Source organism: Shewanella corallii (assembly GCF_023349125.1).
GTDB classification, from domain to species: domain Bacteria; phylum Pseudomonadota; class Gammaproteobacteria; order Enterobacterales; family Shewanellaceae; genus Shewanella; species Shewanella corallii.
On sequence record NZ_JAKIKT010000001.1, the window covers coordinates 1141720 to 1166134 of the forward strand.

The following is a 24415-nucleotide window of genomic DNA, read 5'->3' on the forward strand; positions in this document are numbered from 1 at the left end:
TTTACGAAAGCCGACCCCCCGGGGCCGCCACGCGGGTTGGTAGTGCGTCTAAAGCCTTAACCAGGCTTGAGTACTTGCCTCAATCAGCAGTGAAACATGCTCTGCTAGAACCTAGAACCTAGAACCTAGAACCTAGAACCAAATTCTGCTCATCCCTTGAGCATTCAAAATAATTCCAATCGTTAATCTTGTTGTTTTTGCCACGGAGAGACCGGTGTTTAACAAAACCAAAACCCTGATCATTGCAGGCCTTAGTGCTTTGGCAATCCTGACGGGACAGGCCAATGCCATTACCCCATCCCCCCAAATGATTGAGCAATTCAAGCAACTGCCAAAAGCTGAGCAGGAGCGACTGGCTCGTCAATATGGTATTGACCCATCAATGCTCAATGGCACAACTGGAGGGAACAACAACCAGACATTGGAAAACCCCAACTTGGTTAACCCTCGCACCGGGATGCAAATGGGCAACGACCCAATGACGTCAATGCAAGTGCAGGAAGGGGACCAAAAAAAACAGCTCACTTTTGAGGAAAGTGAAGAGAAGCAAGAACTGAAGCGTTTTGGTATCGACCTGTTCGCTGGCGAACCCACTACTTTCGCACCAGTATCAGATGTACCTGTTCCTTCCGAGTACGTGGTGGGTCCTGGCGATAACATCAAGGTACAGCTCTATGGCAAGGACAATAAAGAACTTAACCTGATGGTTAACCGTGACGGCACCATTCAGTTTCCTGATTTGGGCCCAATCTCAGTTGCTGGATTAACCTTTTCTGAATTGCGTCAATCTCTGGCGAAACAAATTAAAAACCAGATGATTGGCGTTGAGTCCAATATCACCATGGGTGAGTTGCGTTCAATCCGTATCTTTGTTGCAGGCGATGCTTATAAGCCCGGGTCATACACTGTTTCCAGCTTGTCCACCGTTACTCAAGCCTTATTTGTAGCCGGCGGAGTCAACGACATTGGTTCCTTGCGTCATATCCAGGTCAAGCGAAACGGTAAACTAGTAGGGTCATTTGATCTCTACGACTTGCTAATGAAGGGCGATGCATCCGGTGATGTACGTTTGCAGTCAGGTGACGTGGTATTTATTCCTCCTGTTAAAGATCAAATCAGAGTGACAGGAGAGGTGCGTCGTCCAGCAATCTATGAGCTTACTAAAGGCGATACACTGGCTGATGTTTTGACTATGGCCGCAGGTCTCAAATCCGGTGCCTATCCAAAGTCCAGCTCAATTGAACGATTCAATGCTCAGGGATTGAAATCTGTTATCAATGTTGACTTAACACTTGCTAAAGGAAAGCAGCTTAAAGCCCGCGGTGGTGATGCTCTGAATGTTAAAAGCGCATCAAACCAATTTGAAGACGCGATTACTGTTGTTGGCGCTGTAGTGCGTCCAGGTAAATACCAATGGTATCAAGGACAGCATGTCAGTGACCTGTTGCCATCAATCTGGGGTGAGCTGGCGATGTCCGCTGACCTGGACTTTGGCTTGATTATCCGAGAGAAGAACGATTTCGGTGATATTGAAGTCCATCAATTTGCCCCAGGTCTCGCCATCATTAATAAAGATGCTTCCCAAAATCTGGAGTTAAAGGCTCGTGATAAAGTCATTATCTTCAATTTCAATGACGAAACTCAAAATCGTTATGCGCTGAACAAGCTGGTTAAAGAACGTGTTGAGAAAGTTACCGCACTTTCCGGTGACAGCTTGATTGGATCAGATCTTTTCAAGGCTGGTTTCTCTCAATTGCAGCAAAGAACGCTTTCACAACGCCATGAATTGGGCGGTGTGGTGATCAGCAGTGACTCTGAAACTATGTCTGATGAGCAGCAAAAGCTAATTACTGGTGAAGTGAACAAAATGCTTGCCAACATGTTTGAAGATGCCGATCTCATTAAGCTTAGCGGCGAGATGAACCGTAATGAGCTGCTCTATCCGATAATCATCAAATTGAACAGCCAGGCCAGGGCTGGCGACCCTGTTCAGGTCGTCGCTATCAATGGCGAGGTTCGTGCTCCAGGCTTATACCCATTATCAGTTGGTGGAACAGTGAATGACCTGGTTAAGGCAGCCGGTGGCTTAAAAGAAGGAGCCTATACTACTCGTGCTGAGTTGACCCGTACCGTAACCAGCGATGCAGTTTCTACAATTGAACATAAAACTGTTGCCCTTAATCAAGCGCTAAAAGGTGAATCAAACGCCAATATCTTGCTGGAAGGCCGCGATATATTAACTGTTAAAACTACCCCAGATTGGCAGGATTATCAGTCTGTCGAAGTTCGTGGTGAAGTGAAGTTCCCAGGCGTTTATAACATCCGACGTGGTGAAACCTTGGCCGATGTTCTGAATCGTGCGGGCGGTTTTACTGAGTACGCTTACCTTCCTGCTTCCGTGTTCGTCCGTGAGTCAGTGCGGAAACAGGAACAATTGGAAATTAAAAAGCTTGCTGATCAATTACGTCGTGATATCGCAACCCGTGGTGTATCGAAAGACGGTAACGTAGTTAATTATGCTGATGCCCAATTGATGCTAACTGATTTAGAGAACATCCAACCAGTAGGCCGCTTGGTTGTCGATTTACCTGCAATTGCTCTTGGTGTTCAGCAAGCTGACCTGCAGTTGGAAGATCAAGATGTGCTGTATGTTCCATCTACCCGTCAAACAGTATCTGTTATGGGAGAAGTGCAACACGCAGCTACTCACAGATATAAGAAAGGGCTAACAGTAGATGACTATGTAGATATGTCTGGTGGTCCCCGTCGTCGTGCTGATGATGGACGCACATATGTATTGAAAGCTGATGGCAGCGTAATGCTCCCAAGCGCGTCGATGTGGTTTAACAACCGAGATGAACTCATCCCTGGTGATACAGTCATCGTTCCTCTGGACACTGAGTACAAAGACAACCTGACACTGTGGAGCCAGGTTACCCAAATCATATACAACACCGCAGTAGCAGTCGCCACAATCTCAGGACTATAACAAAGCGTAGGAACTTAAGGAACTAGGTTCTAGGACGCCTCTTCGAGGTGCTAGGACCCAGAACCCAAAACCTAAAGTAATAGGTATGAAATTCGAGAATCTTGACGTATGGAAGCGTACATGCCGGTTGTCTTGCAATATCTATAAGGCACTTAGAGACTGTCGTGACTTTGACCTTAGAGATTAGATGACACGTGCAGCTGTGTCTATTGCTTCAAACATTGCAGAGGGTGAAGAAAGAGAAACTCAGGCTGAGTCTGCAAGATTTCTCTACTTTGCAAAAGGTTCTACAGGTGAATTTGTCACTAAGTTATATATTGCTATAGAGATCGGAGTTGTTGAGAAAGAATCAGGCTTGCTGCTAATAAAAGAAGCAAAGGAAATCTCAGCAATGATTGCAAGCCTGAAAAAAATTCGAAAAGGCAGTGTGAAAGAAGATGCTGCTGACTACAATTTAAACCTAGAACCTAAAAATATGACCAATCAAATTCAAAATCATCAGAATTGCAATGATGCTCAATTCACGCAGTCTATGCGGGATGACGAAATCGACCTGCGCGAACTTTTCTCAGCTATTTGGCAAGGTAAATGGCTAATTATTGCTGTTACAGCAGTATTTGCTGTCGGTTCTGTAATTTTTGCACTGAGCCAACCGAATATTTATAAATCAGAGGCCCTGCTCGCTCCCGCTGAATCAGATAACAGTGGTGGTGGTCTGGCAGCTTTAGCAGGTCAATTCGGTGGCCTAGCAAGTATGGCGGGCATTAATATTGGCAGTGGTAGTGTTGACAAGTCGCAGTTAGCCATAGAAGTGATGAAGTCTCGTCAGTTCATCAGTGATTTTATTCAAAAGCATAAGATTCTTCCTGAATTGATGGCGGCAGAAAAATGGGATATGCCTAACAATGAATTAGTTTATGACCCTGAGCTGTATGATTCTGAATCAGCAAATTGGGTACGAGACGTTAAAGCGCCATTTAAGTCAGAACCTTCAATGCAGGAAGCCTTTAAAGCGTTCTCGAAGATGTTTTCCGTTAATGCTGCTAAAGATACAGGTATGATAACCGTGTCAGTTGAACATTTGTCACCGGTAGTCGCCCAACAATGGGTCAACTGGTTGGTTGCCGATATTAATCAGGTAATGAAACAGCGTGATGTCGAAGAAGCTGTTCGTGGCCGAGATTTTTTAGAAGACCAGCTTAGAAAAACCAGTATTGCAGATATGCGCACTGTTTTGTACCAATTAATGGAAGAGGCACAAAAGACAATTATGTTTGCGAATATAAGGGAAGAGTATGTGTTTAAAACGATAGATCCTGCACTAGTTCCTGAAGAAAGATCGAAACCAAAGCGGGCACAAATATGTATTTTGGGTACTATGCTTGGCGGAATACTTAGTTTGATGATTGTATTTGCAAAATATTTTATAGATGTTAGGGTGAAATAAATCGTTATCATACTCAAAGGAATTCAAACTTGGATATTGATGTCTTTGAACCAATTTATCATTCATACTAGAAAACTCAATTTATGTTGCTTTGAGATATGATTAATTGGATAGCCTAAACTAAAATAGACACTTTGAAAATGAGTGAATCTAATGTTCGTTGGATTGGGATAAGCAAAGAATTTAGTCTTGAAGGATGAAATGATGGAATATGTTATACCTATAATTGCGACATTTGGAATTTCATTTGTTGCGATTAAGCTGATAAAGCCTATCGCGGTTAAAGCAGGACTAGTTGACTTACCAAGTGATAGAAAACTGCATGTTGGAGCAATACCACTAATCGGCGGGATCTCAATTTTTATTGGTGTGCTGATGGCATCAATGTTTTTTATTGAACAAAGCCAGTCATTCAACATCTACCTTATTTCGGCGGCATTGATCCTATTTTTAGGTGTACTTGATGACAAATACGATCTATCGGTGAAACTTCGTATTTCTGCTCAGATTTTAACTGCGTCTCTCATGATATTTGGTGCAGGATTCTATCTTAAGAGCCTTGGCCACATAGTTGGACCGACCGAACTGTTTCTGGGACCGGTGGGAGTAGTTGTTACCATTGTTGCGGTGCTTGGAGCGATAAACGCATTTAATATGGTAGATGGGATTGATGGATTAGCTGGTATGTTAAGCCTTGTAACTTTCTCTGCGCTAGCTTTTCTTTTGAGTCGAGTTAACAATGACTGGTACTTGTTACCGGTTCTATTTATTGCAGCTCTACTTGCCTATTTGATGTTTAATTTAAGCTGGCCAAAGAATCTTGGTAAGATTTTTATGGGCGATGCTGGTAGTATGTTAATAGGCTTAACTATAGTCTGGCTTCTTGTAATTGGGACATCTGAGGAAGTAAGCGCATTTAGACCAGTAACCGCATTATACCTTATTTCTATACCGCTTATGGATATGGCTGCAATTATGTACCGTAGGCTAAAAAAAGGGGTCTCTCCTTTTAAAGCTGATCGCGAACATCTTCATCATATATTTGAGAGAGCGGGATTCAATAGAAGAGAGACGCTAGTTATTATAACAGTCTTGGGTGGCTTCTTAGCATCTCTGGGTTGTGGTGCTGAAATAGTTAATGCTCCAGAGTGGTTGATGTTTTTGATATTTATATTGTTATTTATTATTTATTGTGTAGCTTTAAATTATGTATGGCAAATATTGAGCTGGTTTAGAAGAAAAGTGTAAGTGGCTCTTTTGTGTTAGTGCTTGTCAGGAATTGTAGTAATATATTTTGTAATTTAAGTGTGGTTTTTTATGAAGTTTGAATTAAGTAAATCTAAAATTGCGATAATTGGGCTAGGCTATGTAGGACTTCCTCTTGCCGTTGAGTTTGGAAAGAAATTTACGACTGTTGGTTTTGATATCAATCAAGGCCGAATTAACGAATTATCTCAAGGCAACGACAGTACGTTGGAATGCTCTGATAATGAGCTGGCTGAGGCAACACATCTTACTTATACCACGTCACTTGAAGATTTGTCTGAGTGCAATGTTTATATTGTTACAGTACCAACCCCAATTGATGAACATAAACAGCCGGATTTATCTCCTCTGATTAAAGCCTCAGAAGCTTTGGGTAAAGTGATTCGCAAGGGCGATGTCATTGTTTACGAATCAACCGTATACCCTGGAGCTACTGAAGAAGACTGTATTCCGGTAGTAGAACGTGTATCGGGGCTTAAGTTTAATCAGGATTTTTTTGCAGGTTACTCGCCAGAGCGTATAAACCCGGGCGATAAAGAGCACCGTGTAACCAATATTTTAAAGGTTACGAGTGGATCTACGCCTGACGTGGCAAAATATGTCGATGAGCTTTACAAATCCATCATTGTTGCAGGCACCCACAAAGCCTCTTGTATCAAGGTGGCTGAAGCGGCAAAAGTGATTGAAAACACTCAGCGAGATGTAAACATTGCGCTGATTAATGAACTTTCAATCATATTCAATAAGCTCGGCATTGATACGCTGGAAGTGCTTGAAGCAGCTGGTACTAAATGGAACTTTCTGCCCTTCCGCCCAGGCTTGGTTGGCGGCCACTGTATAGGCGTAGACCCTTATTATTTGACTCATAAAGCTCAGACAGTCGGATATCACCCTGAAATGATCCTCGCTGGTCGTCGCTTAAATGATGGTATGGGCCAGTACGTTGTTTCGCAGTTAGTAAAAAAAATGCTTAAGAAGCGTATTCACGTTGAAGGTGCAAATGTTCTGGTGATGGGACTTACCTTTAAAGAGAATTGCCCCGACCTACGTAATACCAAGGTCGTTGACATCATTAGTGAGCTCAAGGATTACAACATCAATGTGGATATTGTTGATCCTTGGTGCGCCAATGATGAGGCTGAGCATGAATATGGCCTTAGCCTGTGCCGGAAACCTAAAGCTGGGCATTATGACGCTGTGATTTTGGCTGTAGCCCACAACGAGTTTAGCGATATGGGCGCAGGGGCGATTCGCGACTTTGGTAAACCAAACCATGTGCTTTATGACTTAAAATACGTGCTTGCCAAAGAAGACGTTGATATGCGTCTATAATTTTGTCTTCTCACAGCTGGGTGTTGGTATTTTTCCTAGCACCTAGCACCTAGCACCTAGCACCTAGCACCTAGCACCTAGCACCTAGCACCTAGCACCTAGCACCTAGCACCTAGCACCTTATAGTATTATCGGAATCATCATGTCTCGTTACGAACAAATTCAACAACAACTTATCGAATCACCAAAAATCTGGCTTGTTACTGGTGTGGCCGGTTTTATTGGCTCCAATCTGCTTGAGAAATTGCTTAAACTCAACCAAACCGTTATTGGTCTCGATAACTTTGCTACTGGGCATCAGCACAACCTGGATGAAGTAAAGTCGCTGGTATCTGTGGAGCAGTGGGCCCGCTTTAGCTTTATTAAGGGCGATATTCGTGATTACAAAACTTGTGAACAGGCGGTCGAGGGCGTTGACTACGTGCTGCATCAGGCTGCATTAGGCTCTGTGCCTCGCTCCATTGCTGACCCAATTACCAGTAACATGGCCAACGTCACTGGCTTTTTGAATATGTTGCAAGCAGCAAAAGAAGCTAAAGTTAATAGCTTCACTTATGCGGCTAGTAGTTCAACCTACGGCGACCATCCAGCACTGCCAAAGGTTGAAGAGAACATTGGTAACCCTTTGTCACCGTATGCTGTCACTAAGTACGTTAACGAGTTGTACGCTGGTGTTTATGCGCGCACCTACGGCTTTAACACCATAGGCCTGCGCTATTTCAACGTATTCGGTCGGCGCCAAGACCCGAATGGTGCCTACGCTGCTGTAATTCCGAAATGGACAGCAGCTGCAATTAAGGGGGAGGATGTTTTTATTAATGGCGACGGAGAAACCAGTCGTGATTTTTGCTATATTGATAATGTTGTACAGATGAATATTCTGGGTGCGACAGCCCCACAAGAAGCTAAAAACGAAGTGTACAATGTTGCACTTGGTGATAGAACCAGCTTGAATCAACTATATCAGTCGATAAGAGATGCACTGATAGGTAAAGATATAAAAGTAAAGGGTAATCCTATTTATCGGGAATTTAGAATTGGTGATGTAAAACATTCTCAAGCAGATATTAATAAAGCAAAAATCAAACTGGGCTACCTACCTGCATATAAGATAGCAGAGGGTATTGAAGAGGCGATTTCTTGGTATATCAATAATATAGAATAATAAATTTTGTCAAATATCAACGTAAAAACTCTGAAAGCTCTAATTTATATTGTGTCCTTGATTTTCTTTACAAAAACATTAGGGTTTTTCAAAGAGATTTATTTGGCATCAAAATTTGGAGTTGGTACAGAGATAGATAGTTATACTTTCGTATTTTCACTTGCTAACTGGCCGATATCATTAGCTTTAAGTCTATTGACAGTTCTTTTAATACCTATATTAAATGATAAAGATACGAACGATAAGGATAACTTTTTAAAAGAAATATTTGGTTCAATAATTTATACCTCGGCCACTGTTTCACTCGTATTTTTTTTGTATTTCTATTTCTATGGTAAGAATTATAATGCATCAAATGAAATAAATAATATCGTTAAAGAAATTTATCCAATCTATATACCATATATTTTTATCTCTCTACTCGCAGCGTTCTTTTCAACTGTGATGATGGCTCATGGAGATAATAAAAATAGCCTGTTTGAATCGTGTGTTCCAATCGCAACTTTAATGTTGACTGCACTATTTTCGACCTATTTAGCAGTTTCATATGGTGTTTTATTAGGAGCTGTTTTTCAATTCATATTGTTGTACACTTTTGTCTCGAAGTTTGTGATTTATCCGAGATTTAGTTTTAGAAATAGTGGGTGGAAGAAGATTAAACTCGGTGCGTTCACATTAATTGTCGGGCAAGTGTTAATAAGTTCGACAACGATTATTGATCAATTAATAGCATCTAATCTTTACACAGGTTCTCTCAGTAGCATATCATATGCAACTAAAGTTTCTTCAATTTTTATGGTTATTGTATCTTTAGCTATTACAAGAGCAATGTTGCCAATCATTTCTAAGAGTATTGCTCTACCTAATAATCCAGTAGACAAAGCGTATATTTTAAAGTGGTGTTTAGGGTTGTTCTTCTTGGGGGGCATAATTACTACGGTTTGCTGGATATTTTCATATGAAATTATCGAAATAATCTATTTTCGTGGTGAGTTTAGTGAAAATGATATAGTTCTGGTATCTAAATTACTTTCCATATCTGTTTTGCAGTTTCCATTCTATTTTTCAGCAATGGTTTTGGTCTGTTTCTATAACGCGAAGCGCATGTACAAAGTGATAATGTTTAGTGGAGTCGTGGGTTTTATAGCAAAATTGTCTTTTTACTATATAAATAGAGCAAGCTTTAATTCTGAACTAATAATGCTTTCCACTGTTTTTATGTATATTACTACGTTTTTGTTTCTTTTGATTTTACTCATTTTTAAGCGTGAACTCTTCGATGAATAACAAGAAAATACTAATAATAACACAAAGTCTTGCGATGGGAGGTGCTGAAAGAGTATCTTCAACATTGGCTAATTTGTTAGCAGAGGAGTTTGAAGTAGAATTAGCTACATTTGCAAATGGAAATATTGACTTTTACTCATTGAATAGGAAGGTGAAACGGGTAGAGTTAAATTTAGATCAAAACTCAAACTGCTTTTTCACGGGCTTGAAGAATAATATTATAAGAATTTATGTTCTGAGAAACTATATAAAGCATTCTAAATCGAGTACCGTTATTGCAATGATGTCAATGCCGACTATACTAACGGCTATAGCTTGTATAGGACTTAAAGTAAAACTTATTGGCTCAGAACGTTCTTACCCTCCTGCAATGCCCTTAGGAACATTATGGGAGTCATTGAGAAAATATAGCTATAGTCGCTTAGACAACCTAATTGTTTTAACAAAGGAAAGCAAGCGCTGGTGTTTAAAAAATACATTGGCCAAATCGATTAACATTATCCCTAATCCTGTAGTTTACCCATTGCGGGATGTTGAACCAATAGTTTCAGTTGATAAATATATCAAGCCTGGTATGAAGGTTATCTTAAGTGTAGGGAGACTAAGTATTGAAAAGAACCAAAAAGACATTATACAAGCATGTTATGATTCTAAGTTGTTCGAAAAAGGTTGGTATTTGTTTCTGGTTGGTGACGGTTCCGAATTAGAAAGTTTGAAGCGCTTATCGGAAGATTTGGAAGCTTCAGAACATGTAATTTTTGTTGGCAAAGTGGGAAATGTTGGTAATTGGTACAAAAGGGCAGATATTTATGCCTTAACCTCATTGTTTGAAGGTTTTCCCAATACATTAATCGAAGCTATGTCTCAAGGCACTGCTGTAATTAGCTATGATTGCGATACGGGCCCCCGAGACATTATAACTAACAATGTAGATGGAAAGTTAATAGAGCCAAATCTTGGTTCGTTAACTGAGGCTCTGGTATGGCTGGCAGAAGATGAAACTTTGAGGGGCCAGCTAGGTAGAGAGGCTACTAAAGTAAGAGAAAGATACAGTATCGACAATACTTTGAAAAAGTGGATAGTGAATTGCTTTTTATGAAAGCTATGTTCTTACAATTATCTCCCGAGTTAGTGTTCCAGTTTATATTACTTTATATTGTCATATTTCTGATTTTATTTAGACACTTTAATCTGTTCGAAACGATTCTAATCTCGGTTGTAAAGAGTGCTTTTTTCCTGCTATATTTTAGTGGGGTCTTGGATTTTTGGACTCATTTGGATGATGTTACTTACTACGTTGATGGCCAAAAAATACTAAATAGATTTTGCCATTCGGGTTGTCTATTTACTACAGATATTTTTGAGTATGCGTTTGCCCTGTCTGGCGGCAGGCACATCCTATATTCTTTATATAACGCAACAGCACAATACATACTTGGACCATTCTATAGTTCAGCTGTGTTTTTTAACATAGTTTTATCTGTTTTATCTGGCGTACTAATAAAATATATTTTCACATTGTGCGGATATAGTAGGCAATACTCGAAATTACTTGCTCTTTTCTACATACTCCATGTGGACGTCTTTGTATGGTCAGGAATGATAAATATTAAAGGAACTCTCGTAATATTCTTGACGATCCTTTCTTTTTATATTGTATTTCGTTTTATAAAGAACGGAGGGTATAGATATATTTTTGCTTTCATTGTGGTGACGCTCTTACTTTCGTTGCTAAGATTTTATATTCCTGCTTTAATAATTGCTTCTGTAGTATCTTATTTCATATCAAGTAATTTCAGGCTTAAATATTTTGTTCTGTTGACCACTATTTTGATCGTGGTTTCATTTTATCTATGGCCATATGTAAATCTGTCAATAATAGAGCCAGCTACGGTTGTTACAGGGGTGTTTAGATTTCTTCTTACCCCGCAACCATGGTCAATTGAACCAACATATAAATATTTGTTTATTCCATCGATAATCAATTTAATTTTATTCCTTCCTATGGTTTTTGGATTGATACTGATACTTCGAGATAAAGGCTATGTACGGATCCTAGTAATTTATTTTTTGATATGTGTTGCTCTCTACTCCATGATTCCTGAGTTACAGGGACCTAGACATAGGTACCAATTGATTCCTTTTATTGCATTGTTCCAATTTAATTTCCTATATTATCTCTTAAAAAGAAAGGTTTGAAAGTAGTTTATGTGTGGATTTTCAGGTTTTTTTACCGTTGATGAAAAGATGGTTTGTGAGCATGACCCATATCAGTTGTTAGCTAGAATGGGAGAGAGTATCTATTCTAGAGGTCCAGATGATCATGGAGAATTTTTCGACGAAACTAGTAATATTGGTTTTTCACACCGGCGACTATCAATTCATGACCTGTCACCTCTAGGGCATCAACCAATGGTTAGCAATAGTTCTAGATTTGTGATAGTTTTTAATGGTGAAATATATAACTTTAAGCAAATAAAATCTGAGTTGGAAGGCTATTCTTTTAAAGGTAAGTCTGATACCGAGGTTTTACTGGCTTCAATTGAAGTATTTGGTATTGAAGAAACACTGCTTAAATTAGAAGGTATGTTTGCATTTGCATTATGGGATAGACAAGATAAGGAACTAATTCTTGCTAGGGATAAATGTGGTGAAAAGCCACTTTATTACTATAATACCGGAGATAGCTTGGTTTTTGGGTCTCAGCTTAGTCCTTTAAAGTTTTTTCCTACATGGAAGGGGGATATTAATCGAAGTTCGATCAACTACCTACTTAAGCATAAGTATATACCGGCACCACACTCGATCTACCTTAATACATATAAGTTGCAAGCCGGTTTTTACATGTGCTTCAAGGTAGTTGACAATCAAATTCGTGATCGAAAGTACAAATATTGGTCTTTAGACAGTGTAATCAGTGCCAATAAGAACTCATCTGACGTTAATATCGACAACGCAGTGTTGACTCTTGATTCTCTCTTGAATGAGTCAATTAGAAATCAGATGCTATCGGACGTTCCACTTGGTGCATTTTTATCAGGAGGGATAGACTCCTCTACTGTTGTTGCCATTATGCAAAGGAACTCATTGAAACCAATTAAAACATTCTCTATTGGTTTTGATGTTGAAGGCTATAATGAAGCAGAATTTGCGAAGGAAACTGCGCAGTTTTTGGGAACTGAGCACTCTGAACTATATGTCAGTGAAAAGGATGCTTGGTCACTTTCTCCCCAATTATATGAGGCCTACGATGAACCTTTCTCTGATTCGTCGCAAATTCCCACATTATTAGTTAGCAAAATGGCAAGGGAAGATGTCACTGTCGTTCTATCCGGCGATGGCGGTGATGAAATCTTTTCGGGATATGAACGTTATCGATTTGCAAACAATCTCTTCAATAAGGTCGATTCGTATCCTCGTCAACTGAAATCACTATATTCAAATTTGACAAGAGCTTTGCCTCGAGGTGTAGTTGAAAAGTTAGTAGGCCAAGTATTTAATAGAGCAGATTTAGTCGATACTATTTACTCCGCTGATAGATATTTTCAACATAACAATTTTATAGATTTCTATGAGGATGTAATTTCCGATGTTAAACAGCCCCAAATGTTTACAAAGATTGAAAATAATGAAAGTGTTTTTAATGCCTATTTAAATAATGAGAGTTTGGACTCATTATCTAACATTGAAAAGGCTATGTACTTAGATTTTGTAACATATTTAAGCGATGATATTTTAGCAAAAGTCGACAGAGCCTCAATGCACCATAGCCTTGAAACTCGAGTTCCGTTTTTGAACAAGGATATAATAAATTTTGCTTGGTCTTTACCACTAGACTTTAAAGACAATGGATATGAACAGAAGCATATTCTAAAACTAGTTCTGGAGCGTTATGTACCGAGGAAGTTGTTTGAGCGACCTAAGAAAGGTTTTGGCGTCCCTTTATCTAGTTGGCTTAGGGGGCCTCTAAGGGATTGGGCTGAATCTCTGATAGGCTCTAAAGAAACAAGGGCTAAGAACTTTTTTGATTACTCACTGGTTGATAAATTATGGCATGAACACCAAATGCTTATTAGAGATCATAGTGCACGACTTTGGAGTATTTTGATGTTCTTGTCTTGGTACGAAAATACAGAGCATTCTTATATCGAACGCAAATTTTAATTTATGGGTCAGTTAGATGATCACCAAAATATTTTTTCATATTTTTTCTTTTATTTATTTGAAGTTACGTGGAGGTGTTGCTCATGCTAGATGGTGTGGCGTTACAGTTGGAGAGAGGTGCCGCATATTTAGTAATGAATATGGCAGCGAACCATTTTTAATTGAAATTGGTAATGATGTTACGATATCTACTAAGGTTATATTTGTCACTCATGATGGGTCATTATCGTTGGTAAAAGACCATAATGGGCGAAGATTTAAGTTCTCTCCTATAAAAATAGGCAACAACGTTTTTATCGGTTCGGGTTCCATTATTATGCCTGGAGTTACTATCGAGAATAACGTGGTTGTCGGTGCCGGTACTATTGTCACAAAATCACTAAAGTCAAATACAGTTTATGTTGGGAATCCAGCACGGAAGATTAAGAGTTTTGACAGTTTTTATCGCGAAAAAATATCACTTGATCCGCTACCCATGAAAACTGATACAGAATCATACAAGCAATGGGTTTTGCGATGTGTCAAGAAATAAAAAGATATCTATTTATTCTTCCCTCTACGACAATTGGTGGTGCAGAGCGAGTTTTATTTAATATTGTCAGACATTTAGGGAAGTATACATATAACAGTGTACAAGTAGTTTTTATTACAAAATCTGAAAATAATGACTGGGAAGCTCATTCTTGGTCTGAAAATGTAGTTTTCAAGTATATTAACGAAAGAAAAGAATTTAGAGGTTTCTTAAAGTACTTTCTTTGTAGTTTGTTCGAAACTTCAAAAGTGTACAATTACGCTGTTACTACTCATGTACACACGAATTCCTTTATTTGTCTGTTAAGAAAACTTAAGGTGTTAAATATTAAGAAGCACATTGTCCGCGAGTCAACACTAATATTTGAACGTTTTTCCGGTAGGCAATTATTTGTTTTTAAACTTCTTTATCGCTTCTATTCAAATATAGATTTGTTGGTGTGCCAAACAGACGAAATGAGGTTATCCCTTCTTACCAATGTTCCTAAACTTTCACATTTTTCTGTGAGAGTAATAAGTAATCCGTTGAATCTTGAGTTTATTCGTTGCTCATTGAATAGTAGCTATGTTGACACTGATAGTGAAAGCTTTAGAATTCTTTATGTTGGCAGATTGCATAAGGTAAAGAGAGTTGATTTACTTTTGATGTCAGTGTTTTGTTTGAAGAAAATCTCAGACGTTAATTTCAAGTTAATTATTGTTGGCGATGGCCCAGAGAGGGCGAGGCTGGCTGAGCTGGCAAACTCCTTGGGTGTTCAAGCTAACGTACTTTTTCTTGGGAGGCTGGACTCTCCATATTCGATAATGGCTTCTTCGGATCTTGGTATTTTAGTATCAGAGCGTGAAGGTTTTCCAAATGTTCTGTTGGAAATGATGTGCAGTGGTACAAAAAACATCTTTAGTACAGATTGTACTGCTAGTGTGTTAAATCTCCCAAGGGTTAATATTATAAGTTCTGACCCAGACCAAATTGCAAATCAAATACATAGGGTTATTTTAAGTAATAGTGATAATAGTGATTTCTTTAAACGTTACGCTACTTCTTATGATGTTGACCGGTATTGTGATAAATTGTTTGATTAGTTTATAATTTTTGGTGGTGTATAATGAAGGTGTTGCATATAATCACTGGCTTAGGTTCTGGCGGAGCAGAGAATATGCTTTATAAGATTATTAAAAGCCAAGCAGAACACGAGCATCTGGTTATTTCAATAAATGGTGGAGGTGAATTTTACGACAGATTGATTGATCTTAATGTTATGGTTTTAATAATTAACAAAGTTGACTACCTCAAGGTTTTTCCGTTATATCTTTTGAGAAAAAAAGTATCAAATTTTTCGCCCGACGTAATAATGTCATGGATGTATCATAGTTTTATTTTTTCTTTTATTTTTAAATCGGCACGATGTAACATTTGGAATGTAAGACATTCACTATCTGATTTGTCAAAGGATAAATTATTGACACGTATAGTTATTAAGTTAACATCTTTGCTTTCTTCCAAACCCGACTTTATATGTTTCAATAGCATTCAGAGTTTAGAGCAACACAAGCTATATGGATATAACAATAATTTAAGGTACATACCAAATGGTTTTGATATCGAATTATTTGGGAACTATAGTTATAGTTCTGATGTCATAAAGTTTACTAATTTCTCTAGATACCATCCTGTGAAGGGGATTGAACGACTGATTCACGGATTTCTTAATTTTGTTGAAGTTTCAAATGCCAATGCAGAGTTACATTTATACGGTACCGGTATTTCCCAAGAAAAATTTGATCTATCGATGTACTCTAGTTCCCTTATTAATCGAGTCATTTTTAATGGGAAGTGCGATTTTGTTCCTGCTACGATGTATAAGCATGATGTATATATCTTGTCATCTTACAGTGAGGCATTTCCTAATGTAATCGGCGAGGCTTTATTGTCTGGGTTATTCGTTATATCCACAGACGTCGGAGATGCTTCTAAGATTATTAGGCAAGGGGAGGATGGGGTCTTGATTAGCAGTGAGTCTTTTGATGAGGAATTTTATGATGCCCTGATTTGCTCATTGAATTATATTCGAAATGATACACTGCGACATGCTCGACATAAATATGTTGCTGAAAATTTCAGTATTCAACAGATTTCGGAAAACTATAACGAATTATATGAAGGTTTTTGATGAGGGTCACTATCGTCCAGAACTCACTTAAAACTGTAGTGCTATTTAGGTCCAATTATATTCGCAAGATGTTGGAAAATGGAGACGAAGTTTGTGTTATTGCTCCTTGCGATTGCCTTTTATCACTAAAGATACTACGTAGTATCGGTGTTGAAGTTTACAATTTAACTCCTGGTCGCGGAATATTTTCTAAATTAGGATTGATACTTAAGCTTAACTATTATGTTTTGAAAGAAAGAATCAGGGGTTCTTTTTTTATATGTCACTTTATATCAACATTTATACTTATTTTTTTTTCGATTTCCCCTTTTAATAGGCGGTTTATAGTTTATGTGGAGGGCTTGGGTACTTTATTTGAATCAAGTCTTTGCTTCAGGTTTTTAATAAGGTTCTTATTTAAGTTGAGTTCTGGTTATAATTTATTATGTAATACGAATGAACTTAAAGAACTCAATCTTAGAGCGGAAAATAGTTATGTGACGAATGGTATAGGAATTGAACTAAATAGGTTTAAGAGGAGAGTCCCATTTTCGCCCATGCCGAGTGGTAAGATAAGGATGCTATATGTAGGAAGGTTAATCAAGGATAAGGGTGCCCAGATAGCGGTAGAGGTTCAACGCAAGCTTGAGGAACTAGGTTTAGACGTTGAGCTTAATTTTGTTGGTGACATTTATCCGAGCAACCCTAGTTCTTTTACAAACTCTGATATTTCAAAGATTAAGGAAGAGTTTGGTGGTCGCGTCAAGTTTCACGGTTTTACTGATGATGTGATAGCATGGTATGAAAACTCTGATTTGTTGTTACTACCCTCTGTACGGGAGGGGTTTCCAGTCTGTGTAATGGAAGCTTCAATGGTTGGCATACCTACATTTGGATTTAGTGTTCCTGGGATGCGAGATGCTATTGTGTGTGGAGTCAATGGACAACTAGTTTCAGAAGGTGATTTAGACGATTTGGTTGAAAGCATCAGATTTGCAGCTAATAAAATTAGGCTTGCAGAGTTCTATATTACTGCACAAGAATATGCTATTTCGAACTTTGACCGAGACGTGAAAAGCAATTACCTAGTTTCTATGGTTAACACTCTTTCTTGCAAAAGGAATTAGGAGCGTAGGGCTCCATTTTTGCAGGCTGAGTGTGTGCGATTTTTAGAATGCTTAAGTAACTCTTATGAGTGAGTTGCTTTTTGGTATTCATATGGTAGTGGTATTTTTAATTATTTATCATTTCCTCTTGTTGCTAATATTGTCTCGTCCCACTGTGAATGTACTACATTGAACTTTTGATGCTTAAGAGTATAGTCCTTGCCTTAAATTATGGAGTGCTATTACTAGCGAGTCTTATTGTTTAGGTTAATTATTTGTGATCTCGGAAGTGTTTTTTGGGGAATGTAGAACGTGCCTCCAAATTGTCATTTAAACCTTTGGCGTGATAAGTGTAAATATTGAACTCGGAATTTTGATTGCAATTTTAAGCAAGTCAAGGCAGTGGTGGCCTACAATCCTATTTTTTTGTAATGTAACCTTCTGGATCTAGAGTGTTTTAAATGCTTTGGGCTGATGGCTGCCTACTTTATATCGGTTCTTGTGATTGTTGTTTAACCAAATTGCTTTGTTGGTGCCCTTTTCTAGTAAAAGTAAATTGTTTTTGTTTTTAACTTTCTCTAGGTAGAGCGCAGGTTGCTCAATTTAAATAGATAAGGCTGATAGTTATTCCCTATCACAAGGTTAAGTGTTTAGTGTGCTAATTTTAATTTTCTTATTTTATAAGATGCATAACGTTAGGTGAGACGTTTTATGCGTAAAGGTCTTCTGCTGGCCGGAGGCACTGGTTCTCGGCTTTTCCCTATGACTCAGGTCGTGAGTAAGCAGCTGCTGCCTGTCTATGACAAACCCATGATTTATTATCCTCTGGTCACCTTGATGCTTGCTGGGATCCGCGATGTACAGCTGATTTCAACCAGTCGTGATATCCCTTTGTTTGAAGCGCTGCTGGGTGATGGCAAGCAGTGGGGAATGCAAATTAGTTATGCCGTGCAATATCAGCCCTTGGGTCTGGCCGATGCCTTAAGAGTAGGGGCGCCATTTATTAAAGGCGAGCCTTGTGCCCTGGTATTGGGGGATAACCTGTTTTATGGTCAGTCGCTTGAAGAGCAGCTTACTGAGGCCAGCCAATGTCGGGGGGCTTGTGTATTTGCCTATCATGTAGCCAATCCATCCGCCTACGGGGTTATCGGCTTTGGCCCCAATGGGCAAATTGAAGGAATCGAAGAGAAGCCGGCTGAGCCAAAGTCAAAGTATGCTATGCCGGGTTTGTATTTCTTTGACCATAGAGCCGTTGAATTTGCAGCTGAGGTTTCTCCATCTGCGCGGGGTGAGCTGGAGATAGTCGATGTGGTGAACCGATATTTGGCGTTGGGCGAACTCGAGGTGTGTAAACTCGGCAGAGGCGTCGCTTGGCTAGATACAGGTACGCCTGATGCGCTTGCGGAAGCAACTCAGTATGTTGCGGCACTGGAGAAGCGGCAGGGCCAAAAGGTAAACTGCCCCGAGGAAGCTGCTTGGCAACAGGGCTGGATTGGAGATGAAGAGTTGAAGCAACTGGCAAGTCAAATCGGCGGAAGTTACGGTGCTTATTTACTGGGTTTGCTGGAGCGTACGTGAGTTATCTTCAACACCTATTATCCACGAGAGAAAGCTGAAAATATGAAGGTTAAAGAGACCTCTTTGCCTGGTGTACTGTTATTCGAGCCTCAAGTCTTTGGGGACAGCAGGGGCTTTTTTATGGAGACCTTCAGGCAAGCCGATTTTGATAAAGCTTTGCTTGAATATGGTCAAAATCCCGTTACATTTGTTCAGGATAATCACAGTCGTTCGTGTCAGCATGTATTGCGCGGGATGCACTATCAAGAAATGTATCCCCAGGGTAAGTTGATTCGAGTGCTTCGAGGCCAAATATTTGATGTTGCCATCGATATTCGTGACGGCTCTGAGACCTATGGACGGTGGTTTGGGCAGCATTTATCTGAAGAGAACAAACTGCAGATGTGGGTCCCTCCAGGCTTTGCTCATGGTTTTTATGTGCTATCCGATATTGCTGAGGTAGCTTACCGCTGCACTGAATATTACATGCCTGAATCAGAGCGAATTGTCGCTTGGAATTGTCCTAAATTAGCGATCAATTGGCCGTTGGGCGGTGAGCCGCTGTTATCTGAGAAAGATATGCTGGCACAAGGTTTGGCATAGCAAAACCTTGTGCCGAGATGTACTAGAGCGAGAGCAGCAATTACGCTGGTGGGATCTTTTTTAGTCTATAAGCTTCTGCCAGAGGTCCCTGGACTCTGTTTCCATCAGAATTCAACATGAACAGCTGATTTTCACCAGCGAGGTACCTGTGTCCGTTGCTCAGCACGATTTTGTTCCCTGCCACGTTCCATTGAAAGGTACCTGTTTCAGTGAACTTCCCGCCTTTTTCCCCCTGATAGTCACTTCGAAGCTGGTATTTCCCATTTTTTTCAAGTGTTAACTCTGTGCCAATTCCTGAGCAACTAGCGCAGGGAAGCGTCCCTGTGCATGTGCCTGACCAGTCCAAAGATGTTTTGCTGCTGTCTGCAATACTAGTTGCAGGTTCAGCCTTGTGTTCTGTACTCAGTTGTGTGGTTACCTGGGCACAAGCGGTTAACCCAACACAACATAAAGCTGTCAGCACAACTGATTTTCTGAGTTTCATAACAGTTCCAAGTGTATGAGGTATCAAATCGACATGATAAATATACCAAGCAGCAGATCCCAGAGCATATGAATTTCTGTTTAATTGCTGGTTGTAAATCTGTTGTATCTTGGTCTTTCAAATATCTTTCTCTGACTCATTTGTGCGCTTGCGGTAAACTTGCCGGCAATTGATTTGGTGTTGGTATCTATATGGCAGTTGTATTGGTAACTGGGGGCGCGGGTTTTATTGGTGCTCATTTTTGTAATCTACTCATGTCATCCTGGGGGGATGAGGCATCAAGCTCTAATCACCTGATTGTATTGGACTTGATGACTTATGCTGCCAATCCTGACTATTTAGCTGCTATTGCAAAGCGAAAAGACTTTACGCTGGTAGAAGGCAATATCTGCGATGAAGTGTTATTGCGTCGGATTTTCGATGAGCATCAAATCGACACTGTGATTAATTTTGCCGCAGAATCTCACGTTGACCGTTCTATTCATGACGCTGATGAGTTTGTACATACCAACTTTGTCGGTACTTACACCTTACTAAAGGTTTGTCGACATTATTGGACTTTGAGTGATGGCATGTTCAAAGCTGGGTGTCGATTTCATCAAGTCTCCACTGATGAAGTGTATGGGACGTTAATGCCCGACGAGCAGGCATTTACCGAGAATAATGCTTTTTTGCCGAACTCCCCTTATTCAGCCAGTAAAGCAGCAGCCGATCATATGGTCAGAGCTTTCTTTCAGACTTGGGGGCTCCCGGTGACGACCAGCCACTGCTCCAATAATTTTGGTCCTTTTCAGTACAAGGAGAAATTGATTCCTTTGACTATCGAAAGGCTGCTGAATAACAAGCCCGTGCCTGTTTACGGCGATGGCTTACAGGTCAGAGATTGGTTGTTTGTGGCTGACCATGTGGCAGGAATCAATTTGATTTTGGCGAAAGGGCAAATAGGTGAGCACTACAACATAGGTGGTGATTGGGAGTTGACTAACCTTGAACTGATACATCGATTGTGTTTTATGCTGGAGGGCAAGTTTGCTAAGCAGCCTGAACTTAGAGAGCACTTTCCAAATGCTGAAGCCATTGTATTGGGGCAATCTGCAAAGTTGATCACCCATGTCGCCGACCGCCCAGGTCATGACCGCCGCTATGCAATAGACCACTCCAAATTGCAAGCCTTGGGGTATCAGCCTGAAGCCAATTTTGACCAAACCCTCAGTGACACTGTGGATTGGTATCTGGATTACTTCCGCGATAATTAACAGTGAGCATAGCCTTTCGTTAAGTCTACTTTCATTTGGTTATTAAACACTTGAGACGTTAACTGGCATAATGGCTGCAATTTAGTGATTTACAGGAGTGATCATGACTTCTCCCTATCTGAGTCAGGAAGAGTTAGAGCTGTTGGTTGATATAGCCAAAGAAGCTGGTGAAGCCATTATGGATATTTACATGGCTGATGAGCGCGGTATTGAGTTAAAGGATGATAATAGTCCACTGACCACTGCGGATCTCGCCAGTCATAATGTGATATGTCGTCGACTCGAGCAGACGTTTCCGACGACTCCTGTGATGTCCGAAGAGTCCAATGAGATCCCTTTTGAGAGGAGAAGTACATGGAGCAAATATTGGCTGGTAGACCCGCTTGATGGCACCAAGGAGTTTATTAACCGCAATGGTGAGTTCACCGTCAATATCGCGCTGATCGTTGACGGTCAGGCCGTCGCTGGTGTGGTTTATGTGCCGGTAACCGGTAAGTGTTATGTCGGTGAGTTGACACAAGGAGCTCGGGTAATTCATCAGGGCAAGAGCATAACATTGGTTGGTAATACCGCTGGTAAACGGGCTCCTGTGGTTGTGGGGAGTCGCTCTCACCCCTCTCCTGAGCTGGCTGGTTATCTGGAACGTTTGGGGGAGTACACTATTTTGCCGGTGGGCAGTTCTCTCAAGTTTTGTATGTTGGCAGAGGGTAAGGCAGACCTTTACCCAAGATTGGGCCCCACCAGTGAGTGGGACACTGCTGCTGCCCAGGCAGTGCTCGAGAGTGCAGGGGGCCAGGTGGTTGACTATGTTTCCGGTGAGCCCCTCAGATATAACAGCAAAGAGTCTTTACTTAATCCCTGGTTTGTTGCGTGCGCCCCTGGTGTTGGGCCTGTAGTTGAGTAAGCCAAGGTTTTGGTTTGGAATGGGGTTGAAGCCTGAACGTTACGATTGGCCGGAATTGATTGGTGTTAGATGGATAGTATTTGGACTGTTAGCAATGCGGAGGGAATCGCATGACCTTTTGGCTTAAAAAAGTCGTATCTCAACTTATTATGCCGATACCTTTGACGCTGTTGCTGCTGGTGATGGCTTTGGTGTTTTGGCGCAGCGCTGGTAAAAAGCTGGTGATCGCTGCAATGCTTCTTTTGGGAGCTTTGTCCTCCAATGGGGTTAGCAATTGGTTGACTGGTATGTTGGAGCAAGAGTATCAGGTTAACAATGCCCCTATGTCTGACGGATGTGTGGTGATGGTTCTGGGCAGCGGTATGGACGACAGTATTGAAGGCAAAGCTTTACACCAACTTTCATCCGTTGGGCTGGCAAGACTCAGCGAAGGGCTTCGACAGTTAAGCCTAGGTCGCGATTGTATGTTGGTAACCAGTGGTTGGTCGGGGGAGTTAAGCAGGAACTCCTATGCCAGGGTTGCGGCAGACGCAGCCGTAGAGTTGGGTGTTGACCCAGCCAGGATTATTCAATTGCCGCTGGCAAAAGACACGATAGAAGAAGCCCAGTATTTGAAAATGGAACTGGGAGATGTCCCGTTTCGTTTAGTGACATCCGCGGCTCATATGCCAAGAGCTATAAAGATATTTGAGCATGCGGGAATGCACCCTCAGGCTGCGCCAGCGGACTTCAGACGTCGAAGTTCGCACTGGTGGGTACTAAGTGCAGATAATTTACTCACATCTCAGAGGGCAATTCATGAGTGGGCAGGGCAGCTATGGTTTAACCTCAAGTATGATGATGGACAAGCTAAACACGATGACTGATGTTCTATTCGTCCGCCCCGTAAATAAGCGTAATGGCATAACCCTGTCTGCTGTTGGAGCTGTGCTCCTGTCACTGGCTTTCTGGTTATTTGTTAGCTTCCCGCAGGGTTTTGCCCCCGGCCTGGTACTTTTCACGTTTGGTGCTATTTCTCTAATCCTTGGGGTCAGCAAACTGGGCGAGCCAGAAATAAGCTTTGAATTGTCTCAGTCAGGTTTATTGTTTCGACATCGCAAAGGCCAGCTGTATGTGGATTGGAACAATATTCAGCGAATGGATATTCCGAGGGTGACTCAGGGCGTGGACATTACAGAGTTACCTTACATAGGGATAAAGCTCAGGCAGATAAACCCTGTGCTGGACTCTATTTCCCCCAGGTTGGCAACCGGTTTGGTGAGTGAACAGCGCCCTTTATTGATGACCGCCACGACCCAAACGGATGATCTTGGCAAACTGGAGGATCAGTTAAGCGCCGAGTTTACCCCTTATGAGTCCAATGGCGACAGATACCGTGGTGTATTGGCTATGTTTGGCCACAGATGTGAGTTGCTGAGTGATACTCTGGGTTTTCACCTGTTTTTGCCTCAGGACAGTATGGATAGAGACCTGGGAGAGTTTTTAGCTTTGTTGAAGGAGTTCAGAGCTAAAGCATGCCAATATGAACTCGATGGTGTGGCCCCGTAGCACTGGGTATACCTTTAAGTTAGTCAGGCTTTTTGTAGCTTTTGTGTGATATGGGGCTAAATAAAAAACGCCCCGCAATCTAATGTGGGGCGTTTTTCTACTCAATGAGTAATCTGTGCCAGAGGCTTACGCCTGGGCTTTATCCAGATCCATAATCTGCTGTAATTTTTGCTCATCCACCAGATTTGGATTTTGCAGCAGCTCAGTCTGCTCTTTAACTCTCACCCCGATGAACTGGCCGCCTTCAAAGATCTCCATTTGACTGCTGGCTACTTCACCTTCAACCGTGCCACTACCTGTGATGGTTAACTTTTCGCACTGAAGCTTACCTTTAAAGTAGCCGGAGATTTTTATCTCTCTGCACGCTACCTCGCCGTTAATCAGTCCCTGTGGCTCTATGGTAATGCTGGATTCGGACTGGACAGTCCCATGGATTTCACCGCCGACCAGAGCGTCACCCGAAAACTGAGACTCGCCAGTTATTTTGGTACCTTGAGCAATATAGGTCAGTCCCGCCTGTGATTTCTTTTTTCCGAACATAATTATTATTGGCGTTTGTTATTTTAGCTTCTGATGTTACCTGCTCAGTCTAAAGTTACAAGCCTTAAAATTTGACACTTTAGTCA

General features: G+C 40.8%; 20 protein-coding genes. 18 read left to right on the top strand and 2 right to left on the bottom strand.

The window, feature by feature from the left end:
* Positions 1–214: 214 nt before the first annotated feature.
* From L2725_RS05095 to rfbC, 14 genes are all read left to right on the top strand, one after another.
* Positions 215–2989: an SLBB domain-containing protein gene (locus L2725_RS05095; RefSeq protein ID WP_249247937.1), complete on the top strand. Its 2775-nt coding sequence runs from the start codon at positions 215–217 to the stop codon at positions 2987–2989.
* A gap of 187 nt (positions 2990–3176) precedes the next feature.
* Positions 3177–4436: a four helix bundle protein gene (locus tag L2725_RS05105; protein ID WP_428985259.1), complete on the top strand. Its 1260-nt coding sequence runs from the start codon at positions 3177–3179 to the stop codon at positions 4434–4436.
* A gap of 204 nt (positions 4437–4640) precedes the next feature.
* Positions 4641–5684, top strand: coding sequence for a UDP-N-acetylglucosamine--undecaprenyl-phosphate N-acetylglucosaminephosphotransferase (gene wecA, locus L2725_RS05110; RefSeq protein WP_249248000.1), 1044 nt, complete (start codon positions 4641–4643; stop codon positions 5682–5684).
* A gap of 69 nt (positions 5685–5753) precedes the next feature.
* Positions 5754–7034: a Vi polysaccharide biosynthesis UDP-N-acetylglucosamine C-6 dehydrogenase TviB gene (gene tviB, locus L2725_RS05115; protein ID WP_249247938.1), complete on the top strand. Its 1281-nt coding sequence runs from the start codon at positions 5754–5756 to the stop codon at positions 7032–7034.
* A gap of 142 nt (positions 7035–7176) precedes the next feature.
* Positions 7177–8199, top strand: a complete 1023-nt coding sequence (locus L2725_RS05120; protein ID WP_249247939.1) for an NAD-dependent epimerase/dehydratase family protein — start codon at positions 7177–7179, stop codon at positions 8197–8199.
* 102 nt (positions 8200–8301) lie between these two features.
* Positions 8302–9486: a lipid II flippase MurJ gene (locus L2725_RS05125; RefSeq protein ID WP_249247940.1), complete on the top strand. Its 1185-nt coding sequence runs from the start codon at positions 8302–8304 to the stop codon at positions 9484–9486.
* Positions 9479–10585 (top strand): glycosyltransferase family 4 protein, encoded by a 1107-nt coding sequence (locus tag L2725_RS05130; protein ID WP_249247941.1) that lies wholly within the window; start codon positions 9479–9481, stop codon positions 10583–10585. The genes L2725_RS05125 and L2725_RS05130 overlap by 8 nt, the downstream gene beginning before the upstream one ends.
* A gap of 1109 nt (positions 10586–11694) precedes the next feature.
* Positions 11695–13650 (top strand): asparagine synthase (glutamine-hydrolyzing), encoded by a 1956-nt coding sequence (gene asnB / locus L2725_RS05135; RefSeq protein ID WP_249247942.1) that lies wholly within the window; start codon positions 11695–11697, stop codon positions 13648–13650.
* 16 nt (positions 13651–13666) lie between these two features.
* Complete coding sequence (locus L2725_RS05140; RefSeq protein ID WP_249247943.1) at positions 13667–14182, top strand: acyltransferase; 516 nt, start codon at positions 13667–13669, stop codon at positions 14180–14182.
* Positions 14155–15264, top strand: coding sequence for a glycosyltransferase (locus L2725_RS05145; RefSeq protein WP_249247944.1), 1110 nt, complete (start codon positions 14155–14157; stop codon positions 15262–15264). Before L2725_RS05140 ends, L2725_RS05145 begins: the two co-directional genes overlap by 28 nt.
* A 23-nt stretch (positions 15265–15287) precedes the next feature.
* Positions 15288–16352: a glycosyltransferase gene (locus tag L2725_RS05150; RefSeq protein WP_249247945.1), complete on the top strand. Its 1065-nt coding sequence runs from the start codon at positions 15288–15290 to the stop codon at positions 16350–16352.
* A 476-nt stretch (positions 16353–16828) separates the two neighbouring features.
* On the top strand, positions 16829–17458 hold the full coding sequence (locus L2725_RS05155) for a glycosyltransferase (protein WP_249247946.1): 630 nt from the start codon (positions 16829–16831) through the stop codon (positions 17456–17458).
* Positions 17459–18148: 690 nt separating this feature from the next.
* Positions 18149–19015, top strand: coding sequence for a glucose-1-phosphate thymidylyltransferase RfbA (gene rfbA / locus L2725_RS05160; protein WP_249247947.1), 867 nt, complete (start codon positions 18149–18151; stop codon positions 19013–19015).
* A 42-nt stretch (positions 19016–19057) separates the two neighbouring features.
* The gene (gene rfbC, locus L2725_RS05165) at positions 19058–19597 is read left to right on the top strand and encodes a dTDP-4-dehydrorhamnose 3,5-epimerase (protein WP_249247948.1); all 540 of its coding nucleotides are present in this window, start codon (positions 19058–19060) and stop codon (positions 19595–19597) included.
* A gap of 40 nt (positions 19598–19637) precedes the next feature.
* On the opposite strand, the gene L2725_RS05170 is transcribed toward rfbC, so the two are convergent.
* Positions 19638–20081, bottom strand: coding sequence for a copper resistance protein NlpE (locus L2725_RS05170; protein ID WP_249247950.1), 444 nt, complete (start codon positions 20079–20081; stop codon positions 19638–19640).
* A gap of 191 nt (positions 20082–20272) precedes the next feature.
* Between L2725_RS05170 and rfbB the strand changes: the two genes are divergently transcribed.
* The 4 genes from rfbB to L2725_RS05190 all read left to right on the top strand — a co-directional run bounded on the left by rfbB (position 20273) and on the right by L2725_RS05190 (position 23789).
* Entirely contained in the window at positions 20273–21337 is a 1065-nt protein-coding gene (gene rfbB / locus L2725_RS05175) for a dTDP-glucose 4,6-dehydratase (RefSeq protein ID WP_249247952.1), read from the top strand.
* A gap of 103 nt (positions 21338–21440) precedes the next feature.
* Positions 21441–22241, top strand: a complete 801-nt coding sequence (gene cysQ / locus L2725_RS05180) for a 3'(2'),5'-bisphosphate nucleotidase CysQ (protein WP_249247953.1) — start codon at positions 21441–21443, stop codon at positions 22239–22241.
* A gap of 110 nt (positions 22242–22351) precedes the next feature.
* Positions 22352–23107 carry a YdcF family protein gene (locus L2725_RS05185; RefSeq protein WP_249247954.1) on the top strand — a complete coding sequence of 252 codons (756 nt, stop codon included), beginning with the start codon at positions 22352–22354 and terminating at the stop codon, positions 23105–23107.
* The gene (locus tag L2725_RS05190; RefSeq protein ID WP_249247955.1) at positions 23100–23789 is read left to right on the top strand and encodes a DUF2982 domain-containing protein; all 690 of its coding nucleotides are present in this window, start codon (positions 23100–23102) and stop codon (positions 23787–23789) included. The genes L2725_RS05185 and L2725_RS05190 overlap by 8 nt, the downstream gene beginning before the upstream one ends.
* Before the next feature lie 126 nt (positions 23790–23915).
* On the opposite strand, the gene L2725_RS05195 is transcribed toward L2725_RS05190, so the two are convergent.
* Entirely contained in the window at positions 23916–24329 is a 414-nt protein-coding gene (locus tag L2725_RS05195; RefSeq protein ID WP_115134843.1) for a bactofilin family protein, read from the bottom strand.
* Positions 24330–24415: the final 86 nt, after the last annotated feature.

Excerpts from the sequence above, each read along its gene's own strand:
- cysQ (WP_249247953.1), top strand. The coding sequence starts at position 21,441 with ATGACTTCTCCCTATCTGAGTCAGGAAGAGTTAGAGCTGTTGGTTGAT.
- L2725_RS05195 (WP_115134843.1), bottom strand. The coding sequence starts at position 24,329 with ATGTTCGGAAAAAAGAAATCACAGGCGGGACTGACCTATATTGCTCAA.
- L2725_RS05145 (WP_249247944.1), top strand. The coding sequence starts at position 14,155 with ATGGGTTTTGCGATGTGTCAAGAAATAAAAAGATATCTATTTATTCTT.
- rfbB (WP_249247952.1), top strand. The coding sequence starts at position 20,273 with ATGGCAGTTGTATTGGTAACTGGGGGCGCGGGTTTTATTGGTGCTCAT.
- L2725_RS05150 (WP_249247945.1), top strand. The coding sequence starts at position 15,288 with ATGAAGGTGTTGCATATAATCACTGGCTTAGGTTCTGGCGGAGCAGAG.
- rfbA (WP_249247947.1), top strand. The coding sequence starts at position 18,149 with ATGCGTAAAGGTCTTCTGCTGGCCGGAGGCACTGGTTCTCGGCTTTTC.
- L2725_RS05185 (WP_249247954.1), top strand. The coding sequence starts at position 22,352 with ATGACCTTTTGGCTTAAAAAAGTCGTATCTCAACTTATTATGCCGATA.
- L2725_RS05170 (WP_249247950.1), bottom strand. The coding sequence starts at position 20,081 with ATGAAACTCAGAAAATCAGTTGTGCTGACAGCTTTATGTTGTGTTGGG.
- rfbC (WP_249247948.1), top strand. The coding sequence starts at position 19,058 with ATGAAGGTTAAAGAGACCTCTTTGCCTGGTGTACTGTTATTCGAGCCT.
- tviB (WP_249247938.1), top strand. The coding sequence starts at position 5,754 with ATGAAGTTTGAATTAAGTAAATCTAAAATTGCGATAATTGGGCTAGGC.
- L2725_RS05120 (WP_249247939.1), top strand. The coding sequence starts at position 7,177 with ATGTCTCGTTACGAACAAATTCAACAACAACTTATCGAATCACCAAAA.
- L2725_RS05140 (WP_249247943.1), top strand. The coding sequence starts at position 13,667 with ATGATCACCAAAATATTTTTTCATATTTTTTCTTTTATTTATTTGAAG.
- L2725_RS05190 (WP_249247955.1), top strand. The coding sequence starts at position 23,100 with ATGACTGATGTTCTATTCGTCCGCCCCGTAAATAAGCGTAATGGCATA.
- asnB (WP_249247942.1), top strand. The coding sequence starts at position 11,695 with ATGTGTGGATTTTCAGGTTTTTTTACCGTTGATGAAAAGATGGTTTGT.
- L2725_RS05130 (WP_249247941.1), top strand. The coding sequence starts at position 9,479 with ATGAATAACAAGAAAATACTAATAATAACACAAAGTCTTGCGATGGGA.
- wecA (WP_249248000.1), top strand. The coding sequence starts at position 4,641 with ATGGAATATGTTATACCTATAATTGCGACATTTGGAATTTCATTTGTT.
- L2725_RS05105 (WP_428985259.1), top strand. The coding sequence starts at position 3,177 with ATGACACGTGCAGCTGTGTCTATTGCTTCAAACATTGCAGAGGGTGAA.